The organism is Rhodopseudomonas palustris, assembly GCF_003226555.1.
In the GTDB taxonomy this organism is placed as follows: Bacteria; Pseudomonadota; Alphaproteobacteria; order Rhizobiales; family Xanthobacteraceae; genus Rhodopseudomonas; species Rhodopseudomonas palustris_I.
In genome coordinates this window covers 131,286-144,127 of sequence record NZ_QKQS01000013.1, presented here as the reverse complement: position 1 = coordinate 144,127, position 12,842 = coordinate 131,286, and the positions used below count along the sequence as shown (strand labels likewise).

General features: G+C 65.1%; 12 protein-coding genes. 11 read left to right on the top strand and 1 reads right to left on the bottom strand.

Going from position 1 to position 12,842, the window contains the following annotated elements; all coding sequences use genetic code 11:
• The first annotated feature begins 18 nt into the window (after positions 1 to 18).
• From eno to DNX69_RS08400, 3 genes are all read left to right on the top strand, one after another.
• Positions 19 to 1,302, top strand: coding sequence for a phosphopyruvate hydratase (eno, locus tag DNX69_RS08410; RefSeq protein WP_110785564.1), 1,284 nt, complete (start codon positions 19 to 21; stop codon positions 1,300 to 1,302).
• A 108-nt stretch (positions 1,303 to 1,410) separates the two neighbouring features.
• The gene (locus DNX69_RS08405) at positions 1,411 to 2,547 is read left to right on the top strand and encodes a zinc-binding dehydrogenase (protein ID WP_110785563.1); all 1,137 of its coding nucleotides are present in this window, start codon (positions 1,411 to 1,413) and stop codon (positions 2,545 to 2,547) included.
• 84 nt (positions 2,548 to 2,631) lie between these two features.
• Positions 2,632 to 3,435, top strand: a complete 804-nt coding sequence (locus tag DNX69_RS08400) for a hypothetical protein (protein ID WP_110785562.1) — start codon at positions 2,632 to 2,634, stop codon at positions 3,433 to 3,435.
• A gap of 153 nt (positions 3,436 to 3,588) precedes the next feature.
• Here the strand turns inward: DNX69_RS08400 and DNX69_RS08395 are convergent, their stop codons facing one another.
• Positions 3,589 to 4,203, bottom strand: coding sequence for a LysE family translocator (locus DNX69_RS08395; RefSeq protein WP_110785561.1), 615 nt, complete (start codon positions 4,201 to 4,203; stop codon positions 3,589 to 3,591).
• Positions 4,204 to 4,294: 91 nt separating this feature from the next.
• Between DNX69_RS08395 and DNX69_RS08390 the strand changes: the two genes are divergently transcribed.
• The 8 genes from DNX69_RS08390 (at position 4,295) to lpdA (ending at position 12,434) form a co-directional block, all read left to right on the top strand.
• Entirely contained in the window at positions 4,295 to 5,437 is a 1,143-nt protein-coding gene (locus DNX69_RS08390; RefSeq protein ID WP_110785560.1) for a CaiB/BaiF CoA transferase family protein, read from the top strand.
• Positions 5,438 to 5,606: 169 nt separating this feature from the next.
• On the top strand, positions 5,607 to 6,167 hold the full coding sequence (locus DNX69_RS08385; RefSeq protein WP_110785559.1) for an NADPH-dependent FMN reductase: 561 nt from the start codon (positions 5,607 to 5,609) through the stop codon (positions 6,165 to 6,167).
• Positions 6,168 to 6,257: 90 nt separating this feature from the next.
• Positions 6,258 to 6,575, top strand: coding sequence for an FtsB family cell division protein (locus DNX69_RS08380; RefSeq protein WP_110785558.1), 318 nt, complete (start codon positions 6,258 to 6,260; stop codon positions 6,573 to 6,575).
• 152 nt (positions 6,576 to 6,727) lie between these two features.
• Positions 6,728 to 7,762, top strand: a complete 1,035-nt coding sequence (gene pdhA / locus DNX69_RS08375) for a pyruvate dehydrogenase (acetyl-transferring) E1 component subunit alpha (RefSeq protein WP_110785557.1) — start codon at positions 6,728 to 6,730, stop codon at positions 7,760 to 7,762.
• A 58-nt stretch (positions 7,763 to 7,820) separates the two neighbouring features.
• Positions 7,821 to 9,230, top strand: a complete 1,410-nt coding sequence (locus DNX69_RS08370) for a pyruvate dehydrogenase complex E1 component subunit beta (RefSeq protein WP_110785556.1) — start codon at positions 7,821 to 7,823, stop codon at positions 9,228 to 9,230.
• Positions 9,231 to 9,234: 4 nt separating this feature from the next.
• A complete protein-coding gene (locus DNX69_RS08365) occupies positions 9,235 to 9,531 on the top strand; it encodes a DUF5076 domain-containing protein (protein ID WP_110785555.1) in 297 nt (98 codons plus the stop codon).
• A gap of 12 nt (positions 9,532 to 9,543) precedes the next feature.
• On the top strand, positions 9,544 to 10,935 hold the full coding sequence (locus DNX69_RS08360; RefSeq protein WP_110785554.1) for a pyruvate dehydrogenase complex dihydrolipoamide acetyltransferase: 1,392 nt from the start codon (positions 9,544 to 9,546) through the stop codon (positions 10,933 to 10,935).
• Positions 10,936 to 11,012: 77 nt separating this feature from the next.
• A complete protein-coding gene (lpdA, locus tag DNX69_RS08355) occupies positions 11,013 to 12,434 on the top strand; it encodes a dihydrolipoyl dehydrogenase (RefSeq protein WP_110785553.1) in 1,422 nt (473 codons plus the stop codon).
• Positions 12,435 to 12,842 lie beyond the last annotated feature (408 nt).

Below are 12,842 nucleotides of genomic sequence, written 5' to 3'. Positions count from 1 at the left end.
TCCGATCAAGAGGCATTCATGACCGCCATCGTCGACATCATCGGCCGCGAAATTCTCGACAGCCGCGGCAATCCGACCGTCGAAGTCGACGTGGTGCTGGAGGACGGCTCAGTCGGCCGCGCCGCGGTTCCGTCGGGTGCATCCACCGGCGCCCACGAGGCGGTCGAGCTGCGCGACGGCGACAAGTCCCGCTATCTCGGCAAGGGCGTGCAGAAGGCGGTCGAGGCCGTCAACGGCGAGCTGTTCGACGCGCTCGGCGGCATGGACGCCGAGCAGCAGGTGCAGATCGACCAGACCATGATTGAGCTGGACGGCACTCCGAACAAGGGCCGGATCGGCGCCAATGCGATCCTGGGCGTGTCGCTCGCGGTTGCCAAGGCTGCGGCGTCGTCTTACGACCTGCCGCTGTATCGCTATGTCGGCGGTACCTCGGCGCGGACGCTGCCGGTGCCGATGATGAACATCATCAATGGCGGGGCGCATGCCGACAACCCGATCGACTTCCAGGAATTCATGATCATGCCGGTCGGCGCGCCGAGCTTCGCGGAAGCGCTGCGCTATGGATCGGAAATCTTCCACACCTTGAAGGGCGAACTGAAGAAGGCCGGCCACAACACCAATGTCGGCGACGAGGGCGGCTTCGCGCCGAACCTGCCGTCGGCTGACGCTGCGCTCGACTTCGTGCTGTCGGCGATCGGCAAGGCCGGCTTCAAGGCTGGCGAAGACGTCATGATCGCGCTCGATCCGGCGTCGACCGAGTTCTTCAAGGACGGCAAGTATGTCTATGAAGCCGAAGGCCGCAGCCTCGGGCCGCAGGAGCAGGCCAAGTACCTCGCCGATCTGGTATCGCGCTATCCGATCGTGTCGATCGAAGACGGCATGGCCGAAGACGATATGGAAGGCTGGAAGGCGATCACCGATCTGATCGGCGGCAAGTGCCAGCTGGTCGGCGACGATTTGTTCGTCACCAACGTGACCCGTCTGGCAGAGGGCATCAAGGCCGGCCGCGCCAACTCGATCCTGATCAAGGTCAATCAGATCGGCACGCTGACCGAGACGTTGGCCGCCGTCGAGATGGCGCACAAGGCCGGCTACACCGCGGTGATGTCGCATCGCTCCGGCGAGACCGAGGACTCGACCATCGCCGACCTCGCGGTCGCCACCAATTGCGGACAGATCAAGACCGGCTCGCTGGCGCGCGCCGACCGCACCTCGAAGTACAACCAGCTGCTGCGCATCGAACAGGAGCTCGGCTCCAGCGCATACTTCCCGGGCAAGGCTGCGCTGAAGGCGTTCCGCTGAGCGCATCCCTTGGCCGCGATGATGTGATCGTCGCGGCCATCGCCTCGTCTTGAACCCTGCGCGCGGCTGCCCCAAGGTGCGGCCGCAACAGACAAGAGGGAGAGAGACGTGACCGAGGCCATCACCGGACTGCAACTGCGCTCGCTGATCAAGGCGAGCGGCGACCTCGAAGTCTCGCTGGTGCCGGTGAGCATTCCCGAGCCCGGTCCCGACGAGGTGGTGGTCCGGGTCGAAGCCACCCCGATCAATCCGTCCGATCTCGGCCTGCTGTTCGGCGCCGCCGACATGTCGACCGCCAAGGCCTCCGGTACGCCGGCCGCGCCGGTGATCACCGCCAAGGTGCCCGAAGCCGCGCTGAAGGCAATGGCAGGCCGGCTCGACGAATCGATGCCGGTCGGCAACGAGGGCGCCGGCACGGTGATCAAGGCCGGGACTTCAGACGCGGCGCAGGCGCTGCTCGGCAAGACCGTGGCGATGATCGGCGGTGCGATGTATGCGCAATACCGCCTGATCAAGGCGGCCGACTGCCTGAAGCTTCAGGACGGTACCACCGCGGCCGAAGGCGCCTCGTGCTTCGTCAATCCGCTGACCGCGCTCGGCATGACCGAGACGATGAAGCGCGAAGGCCACAAGGCGCTGGTGCACACCGCCGCGGCGTCGAACCTCGGCCAGATGCTGAACCGGATTTGCCTCAAGGACGGCATCGATCTGGTCAACATCGTCCGCAGCGAGGCGCAGGCCAAGCTGCTGCGCGACATCGGCGCCAAATACGTGGTCGACTCCACCGCGCCGACCTTCCTCGACGATCTCACCGAGGCGCTCGTCAAGACCGGTGCGACCATCGCGTTCGACGCGATCGGCGGTGGCCGGCTCGCCGGGCAGATCCTGAGCTGCATGGAAGCGGCAATCGGCAAGACCGCCACCGGGCCCTACAGCCGCTATGGCTCGAACGTGATGAAGCAGGTCTACATCTACGGCAGCCTCGACACCAAGCCGACCGAAATCGTGCGCAATTTCGGCTTCGCCTGGGCGGTCGGCGGCTGGCTGCTGTTCCCGTTCCTGCAGAAGATCGGTGCCGCGGATGCCGCCAAGCTCCGCGCTCGGGTCGCCGCAGAGATCAAGACAACCTTCGCCAGCCATTACACCCGGACGGTGTCGCTGAAGGAGGTGCTCAGCCTCGACGCCATCGCGGTCTACAACAAGCGCGCCACCGGCGAGAAATTCCTGATCGATCCGACCAAATAAACGCCGCGATTGATCGCAAATGCTGCTGGCCCATGCTGCAGATGAGAGTTAGTCTCATGCAGCTGGGCAAAGCAGGACTGAATCATGGACCAACTGGCCGAACGTCGTCCGTCGGAGTTGCGGATGTCGACCGAGGCGCTCACCGAGCACATCGTCCGGGCGATCGACGCCGCCGCGGTGGTGCAGGAGCCGTTCTATCACCTCGAATTCAGCGGGATCTTTCCTACCGACGTCTATGCGGCGATGCTCGAGGCGCTGCCACGTGCCGGCGACTACCGGCCGATGCACGGCCGTAGCAAGGGGAACGACCTCGCCGACGGCACCCATACCCGGGTGAAGATCGACTTGTTTCCCGAGTACATCCGCCATCTGTCACCGGCGCAGCGTTCGGTGTGGCGGATGGTCGGCGACGCGCTGTGTTCGGAGCCGGTGAAGAACGCGTTCCGCCGCAAGCTCGGGCCGGCGCTTGAGCAGCGGTTCGGGCCGGATTTCGCATCGGTCGGGATGTTCCCGATCCCGATCCTGACGCGCGACATTCCCGGCTATCGGATCACGCCGCACACCGACACCCACTGGAAGGGCATCACCGTGCAGCTGTATCTGCCGCGCGACGAGGCCAACACTGACATTGGCACGATCTTCCACGACGTCCTGCCGGACGGCTCGATGCCGAAGGCGCGGCAGATGAAGTTCGCGCCAAATTCCGGCTACGCCTTCGCGGTCGACAAGCACACTTGGCATTCCGCCGATCCGGTCCACGATCGCGTCGAGACCCGCGACAGCATCCTGCTGACCTACTTCGTCGATCAGGGCGTCCTCAAGGTGCTGCGCAACCGAGGCAAGCGGCTCGGCAACTTCCTGCTCAACGAGGTCCGCGCGCGGACCTGACTGACGCCCTTAATAGCGAAGGTGCTATCCTGCGTCATGGCCGGGGGCTCGTCCCGGCCACTACGTCTTTCCTTGTTGAGCCGCCGTAAGGCGTGGATGCCCGGGACAAGCCCGGGCATGACGGCTGTGAGACGATCAGCTCAATAACAGGCGTCACCGCTCCGCGGTCGCCAGCTTGGCGCCGAGCGCCACGAAGGCGGCGGCGAAGCTGCGGCGCAGCCAGGTCATCACTTGCAGCCGGGTGATGACGTGGTCGCGCAGCCACGCGGCGAACAGGCCGTAGATCACGAACACTACGAACGTCATCAGCATGAAGATGCCGCTGAGCTCGATCATCCGGCCGAGCGGATGGGCGTCGTCGGCGGAGACGAATTGCGGCAGGAAGGCGAGGAAGAAGATCGACAGTTTTGGATTGAGGATGTTGATCAGCACGCCCGTCACCGTCATCTGCAGCGCCGAGGGGGCGCCGACGTCGGTCTCGACACTGAGCGGCCCGCGCTCACCCAGCGTCTTCCACGCCATGTACAGCAGATAGGCGACGCCGAGATATTTGAAGGTCTGAAACGCCACCGCGCTGGTGTGGAGCAGGGCGGCAAGGCCGAGGATCGCGGCGGCCATGTGTGGCACGATCCCGATGGTCGAGCCGAACGCTGCGACCGTGCTGGCGCGAGGCCCTCGCGACAGCCCGGCGGCCACGGTGTAGAGCACGCCGGTTCCGGGCGAGGCGACGATGATCAGCGAGGTGATGAGAAATTCGGCAGTCACCATTGCGCGCTCCGCTCCTGCCAGACACTTGCAATTTGCCTCGCGCAGCTGAAACAGTGCGCGCGACAGACATAACACGAAAACGGAGACCGCAATGGGTGGACCGCTCGCCGGAATCAAAGTGATCGAGATCGCGCAGGCGATCGCCGGGCCGATGGCCGGGATGATCCTCGGTGACATGGGCGCCGAGGTGATCAAGATCGAGAAGCACGACGGCGGCGATGACGCCCGGCATTGGGGCCCGCCCTTCGTCGACGGCGACTCGCTGCTGTTCCACACCTACAACCGCAACAAGCGGTCGGTGACGCTGGACATCAAGAACCCGGCCGATGTCGCGCGGCTCAAAGAGCTTGTCCAGGATGCGGACATCCTGATCCAGAACCTACGCTCCGGTGTGGTCGCATCGTGCGGCATCGGGCCCGACGTGATGTGCGCGGTCAATCCGCGGCTGATCTATTGCTCGGTGTGGGCGTTCGGCAAGTCCGGTCCGCTGAGCAAGGAGCCGGGCTTCGATCCGCTGCTGCAGGCCTATGGCGCGGTGATGTCGCTGACCGGCGGCCCCGAGCATCCGCCGACCTTCTGTGCCCCGCCGATCAACGATCGCGCCACAGCGCAGTGGTGCGTGATCGGCGCGCTGGCAGCGCTGCAGCAGCGCCACGTCACCGGCAAAGGCTGCGTGATCGACACCTCGCTGTTCGACACCGCGGTCGGCTGGGTCGACATGTCGCTCAGCGGCTACCTGCTCGACGGCGAGGCGCCGGTCCGCCATGGCACGGCGAGCGGCACGCTGGCGCCGTACCAGGTGTTCGAGACCGCCGACCGTCCGATCGTGATCGCGGCCGGCAACGACCGCCTGTTCGCGCGCTGTGCCGATGTGCTCGGCCATCCGGAGTGGAGCGCCGATCAGCGCTTTGCGCGGGTGCGCGACCGGCAGGCCCATCGCCCCGTTCTGATCCCTTTGATGCAGGAGGTGCTGAAGACCCGCAACGCCGCTGACTGGCTCGCGGCGCTCAAGGGCGCCGGGGTGCCGGTCAGCCCGGTCAACGACATCCCCGAGCTCGCCGCGACCGAACAGCTCGCCGCGGTCGATCTGCTGCGCACGATGCCGGACACCGGCCTCACGGTCGCAGGCCTGCCGATCGTGTTCGATGGCGAGCGGCCGCATCCCGAGCTCGCCACGCCGAAGCTCGGCGCGCACAACCATGAGGTGCTGGGCAACCGCGCTGCGGCCGAATAGGGCGGGCGAGGCGGGAGGGCGCGGCCGCCGGCCGGTCGGACGCAGACGCTTTCCCCCATCAAAACCGCGTCATCGCGGCGACGATGTCGCGAGTTGCGCTTTCTCCGTCATCGCGGCGGGCTAGGCTCGCCGCGAGCGTGTTTCCATTGCTGCACCGGAGGAATTCCCAATGGCTCCACCCCATCGCGTCGCCGTCGTCGTCGGCAGTCTGCGCAAACAAGCGTATTCGCTGCGCACCGCGCAGGCGCTCGCCAAGCTGGCGCCGGACTCGCTGAAGCTCGACATCGTCACGCTGCATGGCCTGTCGATGTACAACCAGGACCTTGAGACCGACGCGCCGCCGGCCGACTGGACGGCGTTCCGCGACAGTATCAACGCCTCCGACGCTGTGCTGTTCGTCACGCCCGAATACAACCGTTCAATCCCCGGTGTGCTGAAGAACGCGGTCGATGTCGGTTCGCGCCCGTACGGCAAGAGCTGCTTCGACAAGAAGCCGGCCGGGGTGCTGTCGAATTCGCCGGGTGCGATCGGCGGCTTCGGCGCCAACCACCATCTGCGGCAGTGCCTGGTGTTTCTCAACATGCCGACGCTCCAGCAGCCGGAAGCCTATGTCGGAGGCATCGCGGACGCGTTCGCCGAGGACGGCGCGCTGGTGAAGGATTCGTTGCGCGAGTTCCTGCAGAAGTACATCGACGCCTTCGCCGGCTTCGTCGCCCAGCAGCACAAGTAGCGGCTGCCGCACCGCGCCCCGCCGGTTGCAAAGCCGGCGGGACGAACGCGGCGTTAGCCGCGCGTTAACCGCGCTGTCCGATGGTGCGGCATGGTCACCCGCAGTCGTCTCAAATCGATCCTCGCCGGCATCGCGCTGTATGCGATCGCCGCTGCCGTGATCGGCTATTTCGGCGTCAACGCCTACACCGGCCGCTACGGCCTGACGGCGCAGCAAGAGCTCGACCAGGAAATCACCGCGCTCACCGCCGAGCTGGTGCAACTGCGCCAGCAGCGCGCCGAGGCCGAGCAGCGAGTCTCGCTGCTGCGCTCCGACCGGATCGATCCCGATATGCTCGACGAGCGCGTGCGCTATCAGCTCGATTTCGCCAATCCGGCGGATCTGGTGCGGATGCTGCCGACGCGCTGAGTGCGCAAATTCCAAAAATCTGGACGAACAATCGCGAAAGTTTCGTGTCGCTGCACTGCGGCATATTGATTTGCGCGCAGCGACATAGCGATCCTTTCAAGCCGCTATAAGTTACGATAGAGAGGCTCATCTCATCTCTTATCGGAATCGCCATGGCTGCACCCAAGAAGAGCGCCACGAAAGAAACAGCACAGGACAAGGCCGGAGGAGCGTCGCCGTCGAACGTGCCGCCTTTCACCAAAGAACAGGAGCTCGGCGCTTTTCGTGAGATGCTGCTGATCCGCCGCTTCGAAGAGAAAGCGGGCCAGCTCTACGGCATGGGTGCGATCGGCGGATTCTGTCATCTTTATATCGGCCAGGAAGCCGTCGTCGTCGGCATGCAGATGGCGCTGCGCGAAGGTGATCAGGTGATCACCGGCTATCGCGATCACGGCCACATGCTCGCCTGCGGCATGGAGGCCAACGGTGTGATGGCCGAGCTCACTGGACGTCGCGGCGGCTACTCCAAGGGCAAGGGCGGCTCGATGCACATGTTCAGCCTGGAGAAGAGCTTCTTCGGCGGACACGGCATCGTCGGCGCGCAAGTTTCGCTCGGCACCGGCATCGCCTTCGCCAACCGCTACCGCGGCGACGGCCGAGTCTGTCTCGCTTATTTCGGCGACGGCGCTTCCAACCAGGGGCAGGTGTACGAGAGCTTCAACATGGCGGAGCTGTGGAAGCTTCCCGTGGTGTACGTGATCGAGAACAACCGCTACGCGATGGGCACGTCGGTGACGCGCTCCTCGGCCCAGACCGATTTCTCCAAGCGCGGCGTGTCGTTCAATATTCCGGGTGAGCAGGTCGACGGCATGGATGTGCGGGCGGTGAAGGCCGCCGGTGACAAGGCGGTTGCACATTGCCGCGCCGGCAACGGCCCGTTCATTCTCGAAATGCAGACCTATCGCTATCGCGGCCATTCGATGTCGGATCCGGCGAAGTATCGGTCGCGCGAAGAGGTCGACAAGATCCGCAACGATCAGGATCCGATCGAGCAGGTGCGCAAGCGTCTGCTGTCGCTCGACATGACCGAGGACGATCTCAAGGCGATCGACGGTGAAGTTCGCAAGATCGTCAACGAGTCTGCTGACTTCGCACAGCATGATCCCGAACCCGATCCGTCGGAATTGTACACCGATGTGTATCGCTGATCCTCGCCTTGCCGTGTCGCGGCCGCTGACCGCCTGACTGAATGACTGCGGAGCCCCAATGCCAATCCAAGTTCTGATGCCCGCGCTGTCGCCGACCATGGAGAAGGGCAACCTGTCGAAATGGCTGAAGAAGGAAGGCGACCAGGTCAAAAGCGGTGATGTCATCGCCGAGATCGAAACCGACAAGGCGACGATGGAAGTCGAAGCCGCCGATGAAGGCACGCTCGGCAAGATCCTGATTCCAGAAGGCACCAACGACGTCGCGGTCAACACGCCGATCGCCACCATCCTCGGCGACGGCGAGAGCGCCGCCGACGCCGACAAGGCGTCCGATCCGGCGGCGCAGAACAAGGCTTCGCAATCGGCACCGCCATCAGCGGAGCCTGAAGCCGCGCAGGCGAAGTCCGCGGCGGCGCCCGCGCAGCACGCGCCCGAGGCGCCGACCGTGTCGGCCGCTGCCGATCCGGATATTCCGCCTGGCACCGAGATGGCGACCGTGACGATCCGCGAAGCGCTGCGCGACGCGATGGCCGAAGAGATGCGCCGCGATCCCGACGTGTTCGTGATGGGTGAGGAAGTCGCCGAGTATCAGGGCGCCTACAAGGTCACCCAGGGCCTGCTGCAGGAATTCGGCGACCGCCGGGTGATCGACACGCCGATCACCGAGCACGGCTTCGCCGGCGTCGGCGTCGGTGCCGCGATGGCCGGGCTGAAGCCGATCGTCGAGTTCATGACCTTCAACTTCGCCATGCAGGCGATCGACCAGATCATCAACTCGGCGGCGAAGACGCTGTACATGTCCGGCGGCCAGCTCGGCTGCTCGATCGTGTTCCGCGGCCCGAACGGCGCCGCCGCGCGCGTCGCCGCGCAGCACAGCCAGGACTACTCGGCTTGGTATTCGCAGATCCCCGGCCTCAAAGTGGTGGCGCCGTATTCGGCCGCCGACGCCAAGGGCCTGCTCAAGGCGGCGATCCGCGATCCCAACCCGGTGATCTTCCTCGAGCACGAGATGTTGTACGGGCAACATGGCGAAGTGCCGAAGCTCGACGACTATGTGATCCCGATCGGCAAGGCGCGCATTGTCCGCGAGGGCAAGGACGTCACGCTGATCTCGTGGTCGCACGGCATGACCTACACGCTGAAGGCCGCCGACGAACTGGCGAAGGACGGTATCTCGGCCGAGGTGATCGACCTGCGCACGCTGCGTCCGCTCGACACCGAGACGATCATCGCCTCGGTGAAGAAGACCGGCCGCGCGGTGACGATCGAAGAGGGCTGGCAGCAGAACGGCGTCGGTGCCGAACTCTCCGCCCGGATCATGGAGCATGCGTTCGATTATCTGGACGCGCCGGTGACGCGCGTATCGGGCAAGGACGTGCCGATGCCGTATGCCGCCAATCTGGAAAAGCTGGCTCTGCCCAGCGTCGCCGAGGTGGTCGAGGCCGCCAAGGCCGTCTGCTATCGGTGAGCCCATGACCGGACCCAAGCAACAACCGCTGCCGCCCGACGTCGAAGGCCGCGAGGACGCGATCGAAGTGCTGCGCGCCTTCGTGCTCGACGGCGGCCTGTCGATCGCGTTCATGCGCGCGTTCGAAGAACCGGAAATGTGGGGGCTTCTGCTGGTCGACATCGCCCGCCACGCCGCGCGAGCCTATGCGCGCGACAGCGACTACACCGAAGACGACGCGCTCGAGCGCATTGTCGAGATGTTCGAGGCCGAGCTGTCGCGCCCGACCGATACCGGCGCCACCATCGAACGGCCGCAGTAAGGTTCTGTCCTCATGCCGATCAACATTCTGATGCCCGCGCTGTCGCCGACCATGGAGAAGGGCAACCTTGCGAAGTGGCTGAAGAAGGAGGGCGACAAGGTCAAAAGCGGCGACGTCATCGCCGAGATCGAGACCGACAAGGCGACGATGGAGGTCGAAGCCGCCGATGAAGGCACGCTGGCCAAGATCCTCGTGCCCGAAGGCACCCAGGACGTTCCGGTCAACGACGTGATTGCGGTGCTCGCCGAGGACGGCGAGGACGTGAAGGCGGCGGGGGCAGGGGCCGGCAAGACCGAGGCGCCGAAGGCCGACGCCAAGCCTGCTGATGCGAAACCCGCATCATCCTTCGAGACGCCCGCTGCGCGGGCTCCTCAGGATGAGGGCAGCGCAGGAACTAAGGCCGCTCCACCTTCGGCTCCTCGTCCTGAGGAGGGCGCGAAAGCGCCCGTCTCGAAGGACGCTGCCACAAGCAACGGCGAGCGGGTTTTCTCCTCGCCACTCGCGCGGCGGCTGGCCAAGGACGCCGGCATCGACATCGCCCGCATCACCGGCACCGGCCCGCATGGTCGCGTCATCGCCCGCGACGTGGCGGAGGCCAAGGCCGGCGGCGGCCTGAAGGCGCCGGCTGCGGCGCCTGCGGCCGGTCCGGCGATCGCGCCGGCGATGTCGGATCAGCAGATCCGGGCGCTGTATCCGGAAGGCTCCTACGACGTCGTGCCGCACGACGGCATGCGCCGGACCATTGCGCAGCGGCTGACGCAGTCGACCCAGACCATTCCGCATTTCTATCTGACGATCGACTGCAACCTCGACCGGCTGCTCGCCGCGCGCGAGGACATCAACGCGGCCGCGCCGAAGGACAAGGACGGCAAGCCGGCCTACAAGCTGTCGGTCAACGACTTCATCATCAAAGCGATGGCGATCGCGCTGCAGCGCATCCCCGACGCCAACGTGTCGTGGACCGAGGCGGGGATGCTCAAGCACAAGCATTCTGACATCGGCGTCGCGGTGGCGATGCCGGGCGGGTTGATCACCCCGATCATCCGCAGCGCGGAGACGGCGTCGCTGTCGTTGATCTCGGCGCAGATGAAGGATTTTGCCGCGCGCGCGCGGGCCCGAAAGCTGAAGCCCGAAGAGTACCAGGGCGGTACCACCGCGGTGTCCAACCTCGGCATGTACGGCATCAAGGACTTCACCGCGGTGATCAATCCGCCGCATGCCACCATCCTGGCGGTCGGCACCGGCGAGCAGCGCGCCATCGTCAAGGACGGCAAGATCGAAATCGCCACCATGATGAGCGTGACGCTGTCCTGCGACCACCGCGCGGTCGACGGCGCCCTCGGCGCCGAACTGATCGGCGCCTTCAAGACGCTGATCGAAAATCCCGTGATGATGATGGTGTGACTTTCTTCCCCTCTCCCTTGTGGGAGAGGGTGCCCGAGCGAAGCGAGGGCGGGTGAGGGAAAGAAGAGCGAGTAGTTATGTCCGACACCTCCTTCGACGTCATCATTGTCGGCTCCGGACCCGGCGGCTATGTCGCGGCGATCCGGGCGGCGCAGCTCGGGTTCAAGACGGCAATCGTCGAGAAGTCGTATCTCGGCGGCATTTGTCTCAACTGGGGCTGCATCCCGACCAAGGCGCTGCTGCGCTCGGCCGAGATCTATCACTACATGCAGCACGCCAAGGATTACGGGCTGTCGGCGGACAACATCTCGTTCGATCCGAAAGCGATCGTGCAGCGCTCGCGCGGGGTGTCGAAGCGGCTGAATGACGGCGTCGGCTTCCTGATGAAGAAGAACAAGATCTCGATCATCTGGGGCCAAGCGACGATCGACGCGCCCGGCAAGCTGACGGTCGCCGCCTCCAAGACCGAGGCGCCGAAGGGCACGCTGCCGCCGGGCAGCTATCAGGCCAAGCACATCATCGTCGCCACCGGGGCGCGGCCGCGAGTGCTGCCGGGGCTTGAGCCGGACAAGAAGCTGGTCTGGACCTATTTCGAGGCCATGGTGCCGGAGGTGATGCCGAAGTCGCTGCTGGTGGTCGGCTCGGGCGCGATCGGCATCGAGTTCGCCTCGTTCTTCCACACCATGGGCGCCAAGGTGACCGTGGTCGAGGTGTTGCCGCAGATCCTTCCGGTCGAAGACGCCGAGATCGCCGCGCTCGCCCGCAAGCGGTTCGAGAAGCAGGGCATCAAGATCCTCACCGGTGGCAAGGTTACCAGGCTCGACAAGAAGGCCGATAACGTCGTTGCCACCATCGATCCCGGCAATGGCAAGCCGGAAACCCAGGAATTCGACCGGGTGATTTCGGCGGTCGGCGTGGTCGGCAATGTCGAGAATCTCGGGCTGGACAAGCTCGGGGTGAAGCTCGATCGCGGCACCATCGTCACCGACGGCCTCGGCAAGACCAATGTCCCCGGCATCTATGCAATCGGCGACGTCGCCGGGCCGCCGATGCTGGCGCACAAGGCCGAGCATGAGGGGGTGATCTGTGTCGAGGCGATCAAGGGCCTGCATCCGCATCCGCTCGACAAGAGCATGATCCCGGGCTGCACCTACTGCCAGCCTCAAATCGCCTCCGTGGGCCTCACAGAGGCCAAGGCGAAGGAGCAGGGCCGGGAGATCCGGGTCGGCCGCTTCCCGTTCACCGCCAACGGCAAGGCGATTGCGCTCGGCGAGGACCAGGGCTTGGTCAAGGTGATCTTCGACAAGACCACCGGGCAGCTCTTGGGCGCCCATATGATCGGCGCCGAAGTCACCGAGCTGATCCAAGGTTACGTCGTGGCGATGAACCTCGAGACCACCGAGGAAGAGCTGATACACACCGTCTTCCCGCACCCGACGCTGTCGGAAATGATGAAGGAAGCCGTGCTCGACGCTTACGGCAAGGTGCTCAACGCCTGACCCTCCCGGCAACTAAGCGAACCTCCAAGGGTGTCCGCTGGGACACTCTTGTTGCTATGCCGCAACAGTTCCGCATCATTTAACCGTCTTTGACGGTCGCTCTTGCACACGCCGCTTTTTGGCCACACCGGTCAATGAGATCATCAGACCTAAGCCGAGCGCAGGTCGATGGTCTTACCGGAAGGTCCGGAAAGCCCGACAGCGAGGCGGCCGGAAAGACGAGTTCGCGATGTTCGCCACGACGCCGATCAGGTCGATGCCGACGAGCCGCCAGATCACTGGCGGCTTCGCGAACCTGTCGGGGGCGGTTAGTGCGGGCCTGCTCGGCCTCGGCTCCCAAGCTCGCGTCTTCAAAAAGTCACTGTCTGCCGCGGATTCACACCGGGTCGGCCGTCATCTCGCCAAACA